The sequence below is a fragment of the Rhizorhabdus dicambivorans genome (assembly GCF_002355275.1).
In the GTDB taxonomy this organism is placed as follows: domain Bacteria; phylum Pseudomonadota; class Alphaproteobacteria; order Sphingomonadales; family Sphingomonadaceae; genus Rhizorhabdus; species Rhizorhabdus dicambivorans.
Window position 1 is genome coordinate 2,026,211 of sequence record NZ_CP023449.1, and the last position, 16,134, is coordinate 2,042,344.

Annotated in this window: 15 protein-coding genes; 6 read left to right on the plus strand and 9 right to left on the minus strand. The window is 67.0% G+C overall.

Annotated features, from left to right (window positions below; genetic code table 11):
- The first annotated feature begins 20 nt into the window (after window positions 1-20).
- Complete coding sequence (locus CMV14_RS09700) at window positions 21-701, plus strand: CDP-alcohol phosphatidyltransferase family protein (RefSeq protein WP_066967185.1); 681 nt, start codon at window positions 21-23, stop codon at window positions 699-701.
- A 43-nt stretch (window positions 702-744) separates the two neighbouring features.
- Here the strand turns inward: CMV14_RS09700 and CMV14_RS09705 are convergent, their stop codons facing one another.
- Window positions 745-951: a hypothetical protein gene (locus CMV14_RS09705; protein ID WP_139114757.1), complete on the minus strand. Its 207-nt coding sequence runs from the start codon at window positions 949-951 to the stop codon at window positions 745-747.
- Window positions 952-1,202: 251 nt separating this feature from the next.
- On the opposite strand from CMV14_RS09705, the gene CMV14_RS09710 reads away from it, so the two are divergent.
- A complete protein-coding gene (locus CMV14_RS09710; protein ID WP_083216018.1) occupies window positions 1,203-2,312 on the plus strand; it encodes a calcium-binding protein in 1,110 nt (369 codons plus the stop codon).
- Window positions 2,313-2,375: 63 nt separating this feature from the next.
- On the opposite strand, the gene CMV14_RS09715 is transcribed toward CMV14_RS09710, so the two are convergent.
- Window positions 2,376-3,416, minus strand: a complete 1,041-nt coding sequence (locus CMV14_RS09715) for an NADP-dependent oxidoreductase (RefSeq protein WP_066967163.1) — start codon at window positions 3,414-3,416, stop codon at window positions 2,376-2,378.
- Window positions 3,417-3,510: 94 nt separating this feature from the next.
- A complete protein-coding gene (locus CMV14_RS09720; RefSeq protein ID WP_066967166.1) occupies window positions 3,511-3,984 on the minus strand; it encodes an Lrp/AsnC family transcriptional regulator in 474 nt (157 codons plus the stop codon).
- Between the two features lie 123 nt (window positions 3,985-4,107).
- Here CMV14_RS09720 and CMV14_RS09725 point away from each other — a divergent pair, with 123 nt between their 5' ends.
- A complete protein-coding gene (locus tag CMV14_RS09725) occupies window positions 4,108-5,331 on the plus strand; it encodes an amino acid aminotransferase (RefSeq protein ID WP_066967168.1) in 1,224 nt (407 codons plus the stop codon).
- A gap of 26 nt (window positions 5,332-5,357) precedes the next feature.
- Here CMV14_RS09725 and CMV14_RS09730 read toward each other — a convergent pair whose 3' ends face one another.
- The 6 genes from CMV14_RS09730 to CMV14_RS09755 form a co-directional block, all read right to left on the minus strand.
- The gene (locus CMV14_RS09730; RefSeq protein WP_096367709.1) at window positions 5,358-6,797 is read right to left on the minus strand and encodes an aldehyde dehydrogenase; all 1,440 of its coding nucleotides are present in this window, start codon (window positions 6,795-6,797) and stop codon (window positions 5,358-5,360) included.
- Window positions 6,798-6,856: 59 nt separating this feature from the next.
- Entirely contained in the window at window positions 6,857-7,189 is a 333-nt protein-coding gene (locus CMV14_RS09735) for a hypothetical protein (RefSeq protein WP_066970218.1), read from the minus strand.
- 18 nt (window positions 7,190-7,207) lie between these two features.
- Window positions 7,208-8,056, minus strand: coding sequence for an acetoacetate decarboxylase family protein (locus CMV14_RS09740; protein ID WP_176489166.1), 849 nt, complete (start codon window positions 8,054-8,056; stop codon window positions 7,208-7,210).
- Between the two features lie 15 nt (window positions 8,057-8,071).
- Complete coding sequence (gene ilvD / locus CMV14_RS09745; protein WP_066970227.1) at window positions 8,072-9,751, minus strand: dihydroxy-acid dehydratase domain-containing protein; 1,680 nt, start codon at window positions 9,749-9,751, stop codon at window positions 8,072-8,074.
- Window positions 9,752-9,817: 66 nt separating this feature from the next.
- The gene (locus CMV14_RS09750) at window positions 9,818-10,555 is read right to left on the minus strand and encodes an alpha/beta hydrolase family protein (protein ID WP_066970212.1); all 738 of its coding nucleotides are present in this window, start codon (window positions 10,553-10,555) and stop codon (window positions 9,818-9,820) included.
- A gap of 10 nt (window positions 10,556-10,565) precedes the next feature.
- Window positions 10,566-11,369, minus strand: a complete 804-nt coding sequence (locus CMV14_RS09755; protein ID WP_066970224.1) for an SDR family NAD(P)-dependent oxidoreductase — start codon at window positions 11,367-11,369, stop codon at window positions 10,566-10,568.
- A 224-nt stretch (window positions 11,370-11,593) separates the two neighbouring features.
- On the opposite strand from CMV14_RS09755, the gene CMV14_RS09760 reads away from it, so the two are divergent.
- The 3 genes from CMV14_RS09760 to CMV14_RS09770 all read left to right on the plus strand — a co-directional run bounded on the left by CMV14_RS09760 (window position 11,594) and on the right by CMV14_RS09770 (window position 16,134).
- Window positions 11,594-12,571, plus strand: coding sequence for a LysR family transcriptional regulator (locus tag CMV14_RS09760; RefSeq protein WP_066970210.1), 978 nt, complete (start codon window positions 11,594-11,596; stop codon window positions 12,569-12,571).
- 281 nt (window positions 12,572-12,852) lie between these two features.
- The gene (locus tag CMV14_RS09765) at window positions 12,853-15,177 is read left to right on the plus strand and encodes a TonB-dependent receptor (protein WP_176489165.1); all 2,325 of its coding nucleotides are present in this window, start codon (window positions 12,853-12,855) and stop codon (window positions 15,175-15,177) included.
- Between the two features lie 69 nt (window positions 15,178-15,246).
- Entirely contained in the window at window positions 15,247-16,134 is an 888-nt protein-coding gene (locus CMV14_RS09770) for an MBL fold metallo-hydrolase (RefSeq protein ID WP_066970204.1), read from the plus strand.

A 16,134-nucleotide genomic window follows, 5' to 3' on the forward strand; every position in this document is an offset into this window, starting at 1 on the left:
GATTGATCATAGATGGCAGCATGAGAGACGACGCGCCCGAGCCAGAATCGCACCAGATCCACCGCATCCAGCAGAATATGCTGGCATCGGCCGAACGGTCCCTGCTGACGTGGCTGTGCCGCAGGATGCCGGGCTGGGTGACGCCCGACCTGCTGACCCTGGTGGGCATGGTGGGGGCGGCGGCGATCTTCGTCGGATATGTCGCGAGCATCCTCCACCCATCCTGGCTGTGGCTGGCCATCGCTGGATATCTGGTCCACTGGTTCGGGGATTCGATGGACGGCAGCCTGGCCCGCCATCGGCATATCGAGCGGCCATCCTATGGCTATTTCCTCGATCACAGCTGCGACAGCGTCTCGACGATGCTGATCCTGGGCGGGATCGGCGCGAGCCCCTATGTGCGGCTCGACATCGCGCTGCTGGCGGTGGCGGGCTATCTGCTGCTGTCGATCCACGCCTATCTTTCGGCGAAGGTGTGCGGCGACTTCAAGCTTTCCTACCTGGCCGCCGGCCCGACCGAGCTTCGCCTGATGCTGATCGGGCTGACCCTGGCCATGCTGATGCTGGGATCGGCCCCGGGCGTCTTCGGGCGGGTATCGGGCTTCGACCTGTTCGTCGGGATCGTCGCGGTGATATTGATGATATTGTTCGCCGCCCAGTCCTGGACGGTCGCCAGGCGGCTCGCGGCGATCGATCGCTGATCCGGCGGGCGGCATCCCGGCCGATCGGCCGGAATGCCGGATTTCAGGCGGTGCGGACGGGGCGCAGGCCGACGACCTTCCCGTGGACGGCTTCGGCACCGTCCTCCCGGTCCTGCAACGCGCCGAGCGCCTTGCGCGCATAGGCGGCGGCGAGGCTCCTGTGGATCATCTCCGCTTCCGGGCAGTTAGCACTGCGGGCGGCTTGGGATTCCTGCGCGAGCCTCTCACGGTAATAGTCGAGATCGGACATATCGGGCCTCCTGTCGGCTCCCGTTGTACGCCTTCTTCGCAGCCTGTCCTCAACCTGGGTTAGATTCGGTGCATTGTCGCGGAAGGGCAGGCCCATCTAACCCAGATGGGTGATGTTGGGGCCGGGGCCGCAGGGCTAGCTTCCGGCCTTTCGGATTCGCTGCCGACGGCGCCTGTGCCCCGCGGCGATCCCGAGGATCGTGCGCCGCACGCCACGCCGTGGCCGCGGCGGGTGTTGATGGGAGGAAAGACATGGCTATTCTGACGGGTGGTTCGGTAGGCGCGGTGCGGTTCGACACGTTCAGCGTCGCGAATGATTTCGACGGCGACATCACCTCGGCCACCAGCACGCAGGTGGTGAGCAACACCGGCGGCGGCTACACCATCACCTTCGGCGGCAGCGGCATCACCTTCAACAATGCGGGCGAGGTGACCGGCGGCACGGCCACCAGCATCACCGAGCGGCTGAACGGCGCCGTCACCTATACGATCACCGGGCTCAGCATCCCGGCCACCACGCTGGCCCGCTGGATCGACACCGACGCCACCACCGAGGCGCTGACCACCGTGTTCGGCGGCGACGACAACATCACCGGCACCGGCTTCGCCGACGCGCTGCTCGGCTATAACGGGCATGACAATCTGTTCGGCGGCGCGGGCGCGGACACGCTGACGGGAGGTGCTGGAAACGACCATCTCTATGGCCAGTCGGCCAATGGCGGCAGCGACGGCACCGATGTGCTCAACGGCGACGGCGGCTCCGACTATCTGCAGGGCAATGCCGGCAACGACACGCTGAACGGCGGCGACGGATCCGATCGGATCAACGGCGGCGGCGACAGCGATGTGATCAGCGGCGGCGCCGACAACGACACCGTCAACGGCAATCTCGGCAATGACTCGATCGACGGCGGCGGCGGCAATGATTCCCTGCGCGGCGGGCAGGGCAACGACACCATCACCGGCGGCGACGGCAACGACGTGATCAGCGGCGACCTGGGCGTCGATCGGCTGACCGGCGGCAGCGGCGTAGACATGTTCCTGTTCGGCGGCAACGCTTCGCTGTTCGGCAGCGCATCGGCCGACATCGTCACCGATTACCAGGACGGCACCGACCGCATCCATGTCGGCTATGCCGTCGAGGCGGTGCTGACCGGCGCGGCCCAGGCCAGCTTCGCCGCCGCCACGACCGCCGCCCAGCAGCTGTTCGACGGCCGCGCCGGCAATGGCGAGGTGGCGGTGATCGGCGTCGGTTCGGACAGCTACATCTTCTATTCGAGCAACAATGGCGCGGCGGCGGATTCGGCGATCCAGCTCACGGGGATCGGCGCGTCTGTGCTCGCGGTGAGCGACTTCATCTGATCCAAGGCTTGTGCGGGCGGCGGGGCAAGGCCTCGTCCCGCCGTCCGCATCCCCCGCGCCGTATCAGTCCGACGCAGCGGTGACGAGCAGGCTGCCCTCGTTCGCACCCTCGAACAGGTCGAGGAAGGATTCCGGCAGCTTCGCGAAGCCGTGGCGGATATCCTGCCGGGCGACGAGCTTGCCTTCGCGGAACCACTGGCGGATCGTCTGGCGCGCGGCGGCGACCCCGTCGGCGAAGTCGCCGAGCACGAAGCCCTCGATCCGGACGCGCCAGTAGACCAGCTTCATCATGTCGCGCGGCCCCGGCGCGGGATCATCGCTGTTATAGGCGGAAACCTGGCCGCACACCGCGATCCGGCCGCGCGGGGCGATATTCTCCATCACCGCGTCCAATATCTCGCCGCCGACATTGTCGAAGAAGACGTCGACACCATCGGGGCACAGCTCGCGCAGCCGTGCGGAGACGTCCTCGCCCTTATAGTCGATCGCGCCGTCGACGCCGAGCGTGTCGAGCAGCCAGGCGCATTTCTCGGGCCCGCCGGCGATGCCGATCACGCGGCAGCCATGGATGCGCGCGAACTGGCAGGCCATGGTGCCAACCGATCCGGCAGCGCCCGACACCACCACCGTCTCGCCGGGCGCGGGCTTGCCGATGCCGAACAGGCCGTAATAGGCGGTGAGGCTGTTGAGCGAGAGCGGGCCCATCATCTCCATCAGGTCGATGTCGCCCTCGATCGGATAGACCGGAACCTCCGTCTTCGCGGGATTGAGCAGGCTGTAATCCTCCCAGCGCGCGACGGTGTTGACCTGGGTGCCGACCGGATAGTCGGGATTGTTGGACGCGATCACCTCCGCGCCGACGACGCCGGTGACGGGCGTGCCCAGCGGCACCGACGCGCGGTAGCTGCGCCCCGGCGGGTTCATGAAGTTGCGCATGGTGGGCGCGCAGGCGAAGACGCGGTTGTTCAGCAGGATCTCGCCGGGTTCGAGATCGGGAATGGCGAACGGAGTCTCGCGATATTCGAAGTCGCCGAGCTTGAGCTTGCCCTGTGGCCGCGCCGCGAGCAGCCATTGCCGGTTCAGCAGGGTCTTGTCGTCAGCCATTTCCGTCCCCTCATTCTTATGCAAAGGCGCTCGAGTCCCATGACGGCGATGTCCGGGAAACAAGCACAACCGCCAGCTTGCGGAGCCGGATCGGTCAGATCGGGATGTCGGTCTTGTACTTCACGCATTTGAGCGCGAAGTGCGAGGAGGAGGCGGCGACGTCCTGGGCCAGGATCTCCTGCATCAGGATCTTCTCATATTCCTGCACATTGCCGACGACGATGCGGACCAGATAGTCCCATTCCCCCGACATCGAATAGCATTCCATGATGTTGGGATGCTGCCGGGCGAAGTCCTCGAAACAGTGGCGGGCGTCGAGGTCGTGCGCCTTCATCCGGACCTGGCAGAGCACGTCGAGCCCGCGCCCGACGGCTTCGCGGTCGAGCAGGCGCACCGTCGGCCCCAGCACGCCGCGTTCCTCGAGCGCCCGAATGCGGCGCCAGCAGGATGCCTGCGAGGCGCGCACCTCGATCGCCAGTTCGGCATGGCTGATATTGCCGCGCTTCTGCAGGCAGGCCAGGATCTTGCGGTCGAGCGGATCGAGCGAGGGAAGAGTGGAATCTTTCATGGAACCGGGAAATCCTGGATCAGACAATTCAGAAATCCCGCTATGTGCCGCGAATATGAAAAGCAATATGCAGGGATGATGAGCTACACCGCTCCCCGATAAATGGAATGATGGGAGGTTCGCATGTCGCTCGATACCGTCGCACCGGCGCCCCGGCCGGAGGGCGAGACGGGGACCGGCCTGTTTCCGGGCGGGCTGGGGCCGCAGCCCGCCGATTCCCTGCTGGCGCTGATCGGGGCCTTCCGGGCCGACCGGCGGGCGGGCAAGATCGATGTCGGGGTGGGCGTCTATCGCGACCCGCAGGGGCGGACCCCGGTGCTGCGCGCGGTTAAGGAGGCGGAGCGCCGCCTGGTCGCCGGGCAGGAGACCAAGGCCTATCTGGGGCCGGAAGGCGACGCCGGCTTCTTCGAGGCGCTGAAACCGATCATCTTCGGCGACGCCGACCATGGAGCGAGGCTCGTCGGCCTGCAGACGCCCGGCGGCACCGGGGCGCTGCGGCTGGCGGCCGAACTGATCGCTCGGTTCAACCCGCAGGCGCGGATATGGGTGGGCGAACCGACCTGGCCCAATCATCACCCGATCCTGCAGGCCGCGGGGCTCGAAATCATGGCCTATCAGCATTTCGACGTCGCGACCCAGCGGCTGACCTTCGCTCGCGCGCTTGACGCGCTGAGCCGGGCGCGGCGTGGCGATGTCGCGTTGCTGCACGGCTGCTGCCACAATCCGGTCGGCGCCGATTTCGACATGACGCAATGGCGCGAACTGGCGCAGCTGATGCGCGAGCGCGGCGTGCTGCCGCTGATCGACCTCGCCTATCAGGGCCTGGGCAGGGGGCTGGACGAGGACGCGGCGGGCGCCCGCATCCTGCTCGAAACCGTGGGGGAAGGGCTGCTGGCCTATAGCTGCGACAAGAATTTCGGCCTTTATCGCGAGCGGGTGGGGGCGCTCTATGCGCTGGCCGGCGAAGCGGCGGCGGCCGGGGTGGTGCAGTCCAACCTGCTCGCCCTCGCCCGCGCCAACTGGTCGATGCCGCCCGATCATGGCGCGGCGATCGTCCGGGTCATCCTGTCCGATCCGGCGCTGGCCGCCGACTGGCGCACCGAACTGGCCGAGATGCGCGATCGCATCCGGGGCATCCGCGCGCTGCTGGCCGATGCCGACCCCCGGCTGGCGCCGCTGCGCGGCCAGCAGGGCATGTTCTCCACCCTGCCGCTTACCCCGCAACAGGTGGCGCGGCTGCGCGACGAGCGCGGAATCTACATGCCCGCATCGGGCCGCATCAACCTTGCCGGCCTGACCGCCGAGACCATTCCCACCTTCGTCGACGCGCTGGCCTCGCTCCGCTGAGCGCGGCCGCCGCGTCCCCGGCGCCGTCAACCCATGACGTAGATGGATTTGGTGTTGTGATAGGCGTTGAGGGCTTCCGGCCCGAACTCGCGCCCCATGCCGGAGGCCTTCACGCCGCCGAAGGGAGCGCCGATCGAGGGGAGGTAGCCGTTGATGCCGATGGTGCCGGTGACGACCCTGCGGGCGACGTCGGTGGCATGGGCGCTGTCGGCGCTCCAGACGGAGCCGCCGAGGCCGGCGGGGTTGTCGTTGGCGATGCGGATGGCGTCCTCCTCGCCATCATGGGGGATGACGGCGAGGACGGGGCCGAAGATCTCCTCCTGGGCGATGCGGGCGTGGTTGTCGACATCGGCGAAGATGGTGGGCTGGACGAACCATCCGCGGTTGCTGTGGGAGGGGCGTCCGCCGCCGGCGACGAGGCGGGCCTCGTTCTTGCCGATGGAGATATAGTTTTCGACGCGGTCGCGGTGGGCGGAGGAGGCGAGGGGGCCGAGCTGGGTATCGGGATCGAGGGCGTCGCCGATGACGAGCGAGTTGGCGAGGCCGGCGAGGGCATCGACGATTTCGGCATAGCGGCGGCGGGGTGCGAGGATGCGGGTTCCCAGATAGCAGGTCTGGCCGTTGTTGAGCAGGGAGGCCATGGGGACGCCCTGGATGAAGGCATCGAGATCGACATCGTCGAGGAGGATGGCGGCGGACTTTCCGCCGAGTTCGAGGGTGACGGGTCGGAGCAGTTCGCCGCAGGTTCGGGCGATGGCGCGTCCGGCGGCGGTGGAGCCGGTGAAGGCGACCTTGTCGATGCCGGGATGGGCGATGAGATAGGCGCCGACGTCGCGGTCTGCTGCGACCCAGTTGAGGACGCCCGGGGGCACGCCGGCCTCGAGGGCGGCCTCGGCGAGGATGTAGCTGTCGAGAACGGTGCCGGGGGAAGGCTTGATGACCATGGTGCAGCCGGCGGCCATGGCGGGGGCGATCTTGCTGATGGCGAGGGTGACGGGGAAGTTCCAGGGGATGATGGCGGCGACGACGCCGATGGGGCTGTGCTCGACGCGGGTTTCGCGGCCCATCTGGGAGGGGCGGATGTCGGGCTGTCCGAGGGATCGGGCGAGATCGGCATAATATTGGCCGAGGCCGAGGGAGAAGCCGCCTTCGAGGGCGCGGCTGACGGCGATGGGCATGCCGTTCTGGGTGCTGACGGAGCGGGCGATATCCTCGCTGCGGGCGGTGAGGGCGGCGAGGAAGCGTTCGATGACGGAGGCGCGCTCGGCGGGGGAGGCATCGGCCCATCCGGAGGCATGGAGCGCCTTGCGGGCGGCGGCGACGGCCGCGTCGATATCGGCCTCAACACCCTCGGGCACCGTGCCGATCGCTTCCCCGCTCGACGCATCGACCAGCGTGAAGCGCCGGTCGCTCGCCGGCTCCACCCAATCACCGCCAATGAAGAACGATCCCCGCAACTGCTCCATTGTCCCTCTCCCTTATGGACGATTCCGCCTAGGTGCGCCCGGCGCCGGGCGCGGCGCGATCAGAGGCGCGTGGCCGCACCGATCATCAGGGCGGCGCCGACCAGCAGGCCGATCTTCGCCATCGATGCGGACTCGCCGTAGACGGTGACGGCGACGATCAGGATGCCGATTTGCAGCGACACGGTGATGATCGGCGTGAGGACGCTGAGATCGACGCCGCCATGCACGAGGCGTGCCGAGATGCCGATGCTGACCACGAACGCGACGATGCAGATGATCGTCGGCCAGATCGCGGTGAAGCCGCGCGTAGCGGGGATCAGCGACAAGGCGATGAACTGGCCGATGACGGTCGCAATAAAACCAGCGATGATCGGAAATGATAGTGCCGGCATGTCATACCTCCCTTATGATCAGTCCAGGATCTTCTGGTCGTAGAAATCGAGATACATCCGGCCTTCCATGACGAAGGCCTCCAGCTGTTCGAGCTGATCGAGCGCGGCGAGCTGCCGGACGATGTGATATTGCGTCGGCATGTCCTGCCAGTCGGGCCGGTTGAAGCGGATCCGGCCGGTGCCGACCCTGATCGAGGGGGCGGGCTGCGGATCGCGCAGATTGGCCTCCCCCGGCAGCGGCGACAGGGTGAGATAATCGGCGTCGGCCTGATCCCACTGCCCGCTGCGCGGGATATATTTGTGCGAGATGATCCCCGCGCCCGCGCTCTGCCCGATATCGGCCAGCAGTTCGGCGCTGGGGGCAGCGTCGCAGGACAATTCCATTTCGGCGAAGGTGAAATCCTCCCAACTCGCGCGGATATGCGTCCTGCCGTTCCAGTCCCGTGGCTCAGGCAGCTGGGCGTAGAGCTTGGGGTGGCCGAGCTGCTCCCGGCCGGTGATGATCGGATCGCCGAGATTTTCCCACATCACCGCCTGATATTGGCCATCGGTGATGTCGCCGCCGGCCGAAGACGCATGGCGGACCGGGATCAGCATCGACAGGAGGTTATAGCCGCGCCCCGCCAGCCAGGGGATGTCGCGCAGGCAGAAGAACTGGAAGGTCACGGTCGGCTCCCCGCGCAGGGCGAGGCCGTCCGGCAGCAGCGCGCCGATCTGGTCGCCACGGCCCCGGAAGCGCACCACGAAGCGCCGCACGCTGATCGGGCCGGACCGGAAATCGCCATGATCGGGGGCCTGGCGCGGGCCGCCGGCGACGCCGAAGCTGGCCGGCATGATCCGGATCGCGGGCCTGGGGTTGTGATCCATCATCTGTCCTTTGCGTCAGAAGCGCGAATGGGTTGGCGCGCCGAGATGGGTGGGGCCGACCGAGCGGGCATATTTCTCGGCCAGGCCGCCGACCCAGTCCGGTGGCGGCGTCCAGCCGCTGCGGCGGCGGGCGAATTCCTCGTCGCTGATGCGAACGTCGATCGTGCCGCGTTCGGCGTCGATCCGGATGATGTCGCCATCGCGCACCAGCGCGAGCGGACCGCCGCTGTGGGCTTCGGGCGAGACATGGGCGACGCACAGCCCGCCGGTTCCGATCGGCCAGCGGCCATCGGTGACGAGAGCGACATCCTGCCCCATGCCGCGACGGCGGATCGGGGAGGGCGCCTCCAGCATTTCGCGCATGCCCGGGCTGCCCCTGGGCCCCTCGCCACGGACGATGATGACGTCGCCGGCCTTGAAGCGGCCTTCGGCGATGCCCTTGCGCGCTTCCCGATCGCCGTCGAACACCCGCGCCGGCCCCTCGAAGACCAGCCGGGGAAGGTCCGCCGTCTTCACGATGCAGCCATCGGGGGCGAGATTGCCCTGCAGCACCCTGATTCCGCTATCCGACTGGAAGGGATCGTCGCAGCCCCGGATCACCCGGCCGTCGGGCGCGCGCGCATCGGCCAGCGCGGCGGACAGCGGCCGCCCGTCATTGGTCGGCGTTTCGCCGTGCAGCAGGCCGCCGTCGAGCAGCGCGCGGAACACGACGGGCAATCCTCCGGCGCGGTGCAGATCGAGCAGGAAATGGGGGCCGTTGGGCGCGACGCTGGTGATGCGGGGCGTGCGGCGCAGTATCGCCGCCATGTCCTTCAGCTCGAAGCGGATTCCGGCCTCGTTCGCGATCGCCGGCAGATGCAGAAGCATGTTGGAGGAGCCGCGCGTGGCGGCGACCATCGTCACGGCATTCTCGAGGCTTTCGCGGGTGACCCAGTCGCGCGGCAGCAGGCCGCCCTGCATCAGCAGCCGCACCGCATGTTCGCCGGCCTTGCGGGCCAAGTCGGTTCGCTGCGGGAAGACGGCGGGCATGGTGGTGCTGCCGAGCGCGGAGAAGCCCATGATCTCGGCGCTGGCGGAGGCGGTGCTCGCCGTGCCCTGGACGGGGCAGGTGCCGATCGTCACCACCGTATCCCGGTTCAGGTCCTCCAGCCCGGTTTCGGATATCTCGCCGAGCGCGGCGCGGTCCATGTCGCCGAATATCCGGTAGAGATTGAGATCCTGCCCGTCCCGGTGGCCCTGAATGGCGGGGCCGCCATGGATATAGACGCCGGGGATGTTCACCCGCGTCATTGCCATCAGCATGCCGGGAACGGTCTTGTCGCAGGCGCCCAGCGCCACGACGGCATCGTAACGCTGCCCCTCCAGCACCAGTTCGACCGAGTCCGCGACGACTTCGCGCGAGATCAGGCTGTATTGAGGGCCATGGTCGTGCGCCAGGGTCCATACGTCGGATATCGAGACAGTGGTGAACTCGCGCGCCGTCGCGCCGGCGACTTCGACGCCGAGCTTGGCCGCCGCCGCCTGGGGGGCGAGCGACATCGCGCAGGGGCTGACCTCGCCATGGGTGTGGACCACCCCGACGAACGGCCTGGCGATGGCATCGTCGCCCAGGCCGGTCGCGCGCAGATGGTGGCGTTGCGGCGCACGCATCGGCCCCTCAAGCGCCGATCGAGAGCGCTCGGTTGCTTTGGTCATCATCGTCTCCACTTTCGCCGGGGCCGAACCGTTCGGATCAGCCGGGCGTCGTCCCGTCGCCGGCCGTCACGCCTCCGAAAAGGTGTGCGTCACGAAATCCAGAAGTTGATCGAGCTGCCCGGGCGCGGTGAGGGAATGCCCGCCCGGGAAGGTGCTCAATCGCTTGTCCCCGGAGCCCAGCGCCTCGAAAATCTCGCGCTGGCCCCCGTTGGAGAAAATCTCGTCCCCGGCCTTGATCTGGAAGAGGGCGGGGATGGTCATCCGCCGCGCGTCGCCGATCAGCCGCTCGGCCTGGCCCCAGTCGGTGCCCCACATTCCCATCGCGGCGGCCTTGATGCGGGCATCGGCCGCGCAGACCGGGATCCCATAGGCTGTTCCCATCGAGACGCCGAACCAGGCGACGCGATCGGGATCGGCCCAGCCGCGCTCCAGCACCGCGTCGAGGGCTTGGCGCCAGTCGGATACCATGCCGTCTATGCCCGCATCGTCCTGCCAATAGCGGCGGAAGACGCCGAGCATCTCCATCAGTTCAAGCTGTTCGGCGCGGCGCTGGCCATGGATGGGGCCGTCGATCAGCAGGACCGCGCTGCCCGTCCGTTCGACGATCGAACGGGCGAGATTGTCCGAATTCTCGTGCCGCTTGTGCAGGGGGCCGCCATGCTGGAGCAGGGTCAGCGCGGGCGGCACCCCTGCCGACGGCTTCGCGTTCCAGAAGGTGCCGGGCACGACATGGCTGTCCAGCCGCAACGAGAAGTCGAAGCTCTCGTCGGTATCGCGTCCGTCGATGATGATGTCGAAGGGCATCGGGCGATCCTCAGCCGGCCGTCATGCCGCCGTCGATCACGATCCCGGCGCCGGTGATGTGCCGGGCGGCATCGGATGCAAGGAAGCAGATGGTCTGGGCGATCTCCCCGGCCGAGCAGGCGACGCCGATCGGCACGACCTTCCGGGCGACCTCGTCGGCGCTCAGGACGCTTGCTCCTTCGGAGAGCGTGTCGGAAAGCGCGCCGACCTCGTCGGGGCCGTGCTTGTGCCAGGCGGGGGTGTCGACGATGCCGGGATGCACCGAATTGACGCGGACGCCGTTGCGAAGCTCCGCGCATTCGAGCGCGACCGCCTTCGTCATCATCTCGATCGCGGCCTTGGACCCGCAATAGGCCGCCATCCGCGCGACCCCCTTCATCGCGAGCGCCGACGACATGTTCACCACGGCGCCCCCGCCCGATCGCGCGATCCGGGGGATGCCGTGCTTCATGCCGAGGAAGGTGCCCTCCACGTTGATCGACAGGATGCGGCGCAGATCCTCGACCGGCATCGCGAAGGTCTCGGCGATGATCGACTTGCCGGCGCAGTTCACGAGGATGCGCAGCCCGTCCGCATGATCGTCGGTCAGGGCGAGCGCGGCTTCCCATTCGGCCTCCAGCGCCACGTCCAGCCGCAATGCGCGTGCCCTGCCTCCGGCACGTCCGATCAGATCGACGGTTGCTTCGGCCGATGCGCGGTCATAGTCCGTGACCCAGACGAACGCGCCACGGGCGGCCAGGGCAAGGCAGGTCTCGCGGCCGATGCCGCTTCCTCCTCCGGTGACGAGCGCCGCGCGCCCTTCGAATTCCAACATGATCTCTCCCTGACGATCGCCCGCCGCGCCGCCGCGTCGCAGGCCTCCGTCCCGAACCAGGAGGCCCCAGGCCTCGTTGGAGAGCATGGATAGGATGCAAGTGAATGGCGGACTAGCGTGATTCGAATTATGCAAGCCATAGGCTGTAGGCTATGATTGACGGCCGAAACGTTGGACGAGCGGCGCCGCCATGAAGAGACCGCCGTGAAGAGAGGGGCTCGACCGTGAACCTGCGCAGTCTTCGTTATTTCCTCAAGGTGACGGAATATGGCAGCATCACCCGCGCGGCGGTCGGCCTGCACATCACCCAGCCATCGCTGACCCAGCATCTCAAGCAGCTCGAGGAATATTTCGAAACGCCGCTGTTCATGCGGCACGGGCGCGGGATCGTGCTGACCGAGGCCGGCCGGCTGCTGCGCCTGAAGGGCGAGATACTGATCGACCAGATCGAGGACCTGCGCAGCGAGGTGGAACAGAGCGCGGCCACGCCGCGCGGGACGATCGCGGTGGGGATGCCGATTTCCTGGTCCGAACTGGTGACCTATCCGGTGATCGAGCGGTACCGCCGCGAGTTTCCCGATGTCCGCATCAAGCTTGTCGTCAATGCCAGCGAGGCGCTGGCCACCGCCATGGACAACAGCGAGATACAGCTCGCGGTGCTGACCGAGACCGACGACCCCGGCCGTTTCTGGTCGACGCCGATCATGGAGGAGCGGGTGTTCCTGGTGGGGCCGGCATCATCGGGTCTTCGCGAGGACAAGCCGGTCACCCTCAACGACCTGATAGACTATCCGATGATCATCCCCCTCAACATGACGCTGGTGATGCGGCGGGTGGATCGCGCGCTCGCATCGGCGGGGCTCTCGCTCAACGGCGTGCTGGAAGCGCCGTCGACCAACATCCTGCCGTTGATCGAGAAGGGAGTCGGCTTCTCGACGATGTCGGCGGCCGGGCTGCCGCCGACGGGGCCGGGCAGCCCGTTCGCCGCGACGCAGATTTCCGGCATGTCGATGGCCTGGGCGATCGCGACGCCGAAGAACCGGCCGAAGACGGCGGCGGTATCGGCGTTCGAGACGCTGCTGATCGAACAGATCCGGACGGCGGTATCCTCCGGCCGCTGGCGGACCGGGCGGATCTTCGACGAGCCGGTCGACCTGACCAAGCCGGCCGCGACCGGCGCGCCTTCCAAGCTGCGGCTGTAGGAGGAGGGCCCGGTCACGCGCCGGGCCTCTCCCATGATCCACGCAATGGAGCGGCTCCGACAGGGCCTGGCCGGTGATCATAGGTGAACGCCTATGGATCACATAAAATTTATCGAGCTAGTCCAACGTAACGGACGCTTCTATTTCCGCGACAGGCATCGGCTTCGGCGACCGGCACCCGAATGGCGCAGCGTCGCATGATGTGTCGGACTGATGATGGAAGCATCCGGCCATCCATCTTCACATGCACGGTAGAAAAAATGTGGGAAAGGGGAGAAACCATGATTTCTTATTCCAATAGTCGCAAGCACAAGCAGCGGACCATGTTCGCATCCCGGCTGTCCTTTCTCCTCCTGTGCACCGGCCTGACGCCGGCCTCGCTCTACGCGCAGTCCGCCAATCCGGCGGCGGCGGACGCGGCGGATGGAGCCGACCAGCTGCAGGAGATCGTCGTGACCGCCCAGCGGCGCGAGCAGAACCTTCAGGACACGCCGGTCGCCGTGAGCGCCTTCAACGCGCAGCAACTGCTGAGCAGCGGTGTCGCGAACGTCAGGGATCTCGCGCATGTCGATGCGTCGCTGAACATCCCGTCGGCCGCCGGCGTCTACCTGCCCTTCCTGCGCGGCATCGGCAACAGCGCCGGCGGCAATGTGGGCAATGAATCGAGCGTCGCGGGCTATATCGACGACGTCTATTATTCGCGCCTTTCCACCGCCTATCTCGCGCTTGGCAGCATGGAGCGGGTCGAGGTGCTGAAGGGGCCGCAGGGCACGCTGTTCGGGCGCAACTCGTCGGGCGGCGCGATCCAGATGTTCACGAAGGACCCGGGGCAGACCGCCGAAGTGAACGGCATGCTCGGCTATGCCAATTATGACCGGCTGAGCGGGCAGCTCTATGCCGCCACGCCGATCACCGAGACGCTCGGCTGGAACATCTCCCTCGGCGGGGTCAACCAGCGCGACGGCTGGGGCAAGAGCATCACCACCGGCGAGGACGCCTATCTGGAGAAATATGCCACGGTCCGTTCCAAGCTGGTCTGGGAACCGGGCGCCGGAACGCGGATCAAGCTGGTCGGCTTCTATGCCTATTCGAAGGGCGACATGGGCCTGACCCAGGACCGGCACAGCGGAAGCTATGGATCGTCGCCCAACTGGGCCGCATTTGGCAGGCCCTTCCCGGCGGGCTATCCGAACCCCGCCGTCGTGCTGCCGTCGCTGGCCGATGTGCCGGGCGGCCATTTCTACGACAACCGGCTGAACTTCAAGAATTTCCAGCGCGAGGAAGGATATGGCGCATCCCTGCGGATCGATCAGGAGATAGGCTTTGCCGATTTCGTGTCGATCAGCGCCTTCCGCAACTCGAAGGGCCAGGGCCATTACGATGCCGATTACAGCGCGCAGAATTTCTTCTTCGGCGACCTGAACAATATCGACCGGCAGTGGAGCCAGGAGTTCCAGCTGAAATCGCGGCGCGGCAGCGCCATCGACTGGATCGTCGGCGCCTTCTACCTCCATTCGAAGGCCGGCTATAATCCGGTCCAGGTTCGCGGCGATCTCCTGAACGCGCTGATCGCGCCGGGTGGCGCGCAGAATCTCTACGGCCGGCAGCTCGTCAACAGCTACTCGGTCTACGGCCAGGCCACCGCGCCGCTGTCGGAGAAGACCAACCTTACGCTGGGCCTGCGCTACACCCGCGACGAGGTGAGCGGCCTCGGCCGTACCACGGCGACCATCCCCGGCGTCGGCGAGGTACCGATCGCGCCCAATTTCACTGCGGCGCGGACCTATAAGCGCGTCACCTGGAAGGGCGCGCTCGACCACCACCTGAGCGACGATCTGATGGCCTATGCGTCGATCAGCCGGGGCTACAAGGCGGGAACGTTCAACACCTTCTCGCTCGATACGGTGCCGGCGGATCCCGAGACGGTCGATGCCTATGAGATCGGCCTCAAGTCGGAACTGTTCGACCGGCGGGTCCGCCTGAACGGCGCGGTGTTTTGGAACGACATCAAGAATCCGCAGGTCCTGACCATCATCAGCAAGGGCCTGGCGGTCGGCATCGGCCTGACCAACGCGCAGAAGGCGCGGGTCAAGGGCGCCGAGGTCGGCATGGAAGCGGTCGCGGCCGATGGGCTGAAGCTGCGCGGTGCGCTGACCTATCTCGACGCCAAATATCGCAGCTTCGTCAATGCGCCCTTCTATACCCTCAACGGGAGGACGCTGGTGGGACCGGCGCTGGGCGATGCCAGTGGCTTCCGTCTGCCCAATGTGCCAAAGTGGCGCCTGAGCGTCGGCGCCAATTACACGGTGGAGACGGGCGCCGGGACCTGGGTTGGCGACGTCAGCGCCAACCATACCGGCGGCTTCCCGTGGACCGCCGACAACCGCATCTCCGAGAAGGCCGTCACGCTGATCAACGCCTCGCTCAACTTCACGCCTTCGAGCCTCGACTGGCTGACGGTGGGGCTGTGGGGCAAGAATCTGGGCGACGTCCAGCATTACTCGATCACCCAGGCCTCCACCGGCCCGGCGGGCGACATCGGCGGCCATATCTCGAGCGCGGCGGCGCCGCGCACCTATGGTGCATCCGTTTCGTTCAAGTTCTGATCGGGACCCGGGCGCCGCTGGAACGGCGCCCGGGCTCATCGCGAAGCAAGTCAACATGCGGGAAGAAGAATGTCGGAAGCTGTAGCGGGCACGGACGCCTTCCGGCGCTGGACGGTCGGCGATATCCGGATCACCCGGATATTGGAATTGCCGCCGATGGCGTTCGACCCGGCGGATTTCCTGCAGACGACCCGCGAGGAGGTGCTCCGCCGGCGGGCGTGGCTGGTCCCCGATTATGCCACCGAAGCCGGCGACATCATCCTGCACTTCCAGGCCTTCATCATCGAAGCCGGCGGCAAGCGGATCATGGTCGATCCCTGTATCGGCAACGGCAAGCCGCGCGTCCCCGCGGCGCTCGACATGCTGGACACGCCCTTTCTCCAGCGGCTCGAAAGCGCCGGCTTTCCCAGGGAGAGCATCGATTTCGTGCTGTGCACCCATCTGCATGTCGACCATTGCGGATGGAATACGATGCTGGTCGACGGCCGCTGGGTGCCGACCTTTCCCAATGCGCGCTATTTCTTCGCCAGGGGCGAGTTCGAGCATGCGCGGGTCGATGGCAGCGATCCCAACGCCCGCGCGATCTTCGAGGATTCGGTGCAGCCGATCGTCGATGCCGGTCTCGCCGACCTGATCGAGCCCGACCATCCGATAGTGGAGGGAGTGAGGCTGGAGGCGACCCCCGGGCACACGCCGGGCCATTGTTCGGTGGTCATCTCGTCCGGGGGCCAGCAGGCCATATTGACCGGCGACGTGATCCATCACCCGATCCAGACGTCGATGCCGGACGTATCGAGCAATTTCTGCTGGGACGGCGAAATCGGACGGGCGACGCGCAGGGCCATGCTGGAACGTGTCGCCGCCGCACGGGCGATCATGATCCCCCCGCATTTCGCGGGGCCGACGGGCGTGTACCTGACGCCCGATGGAGAGGCGTGGCGCGTCGAGGAAGCGTGA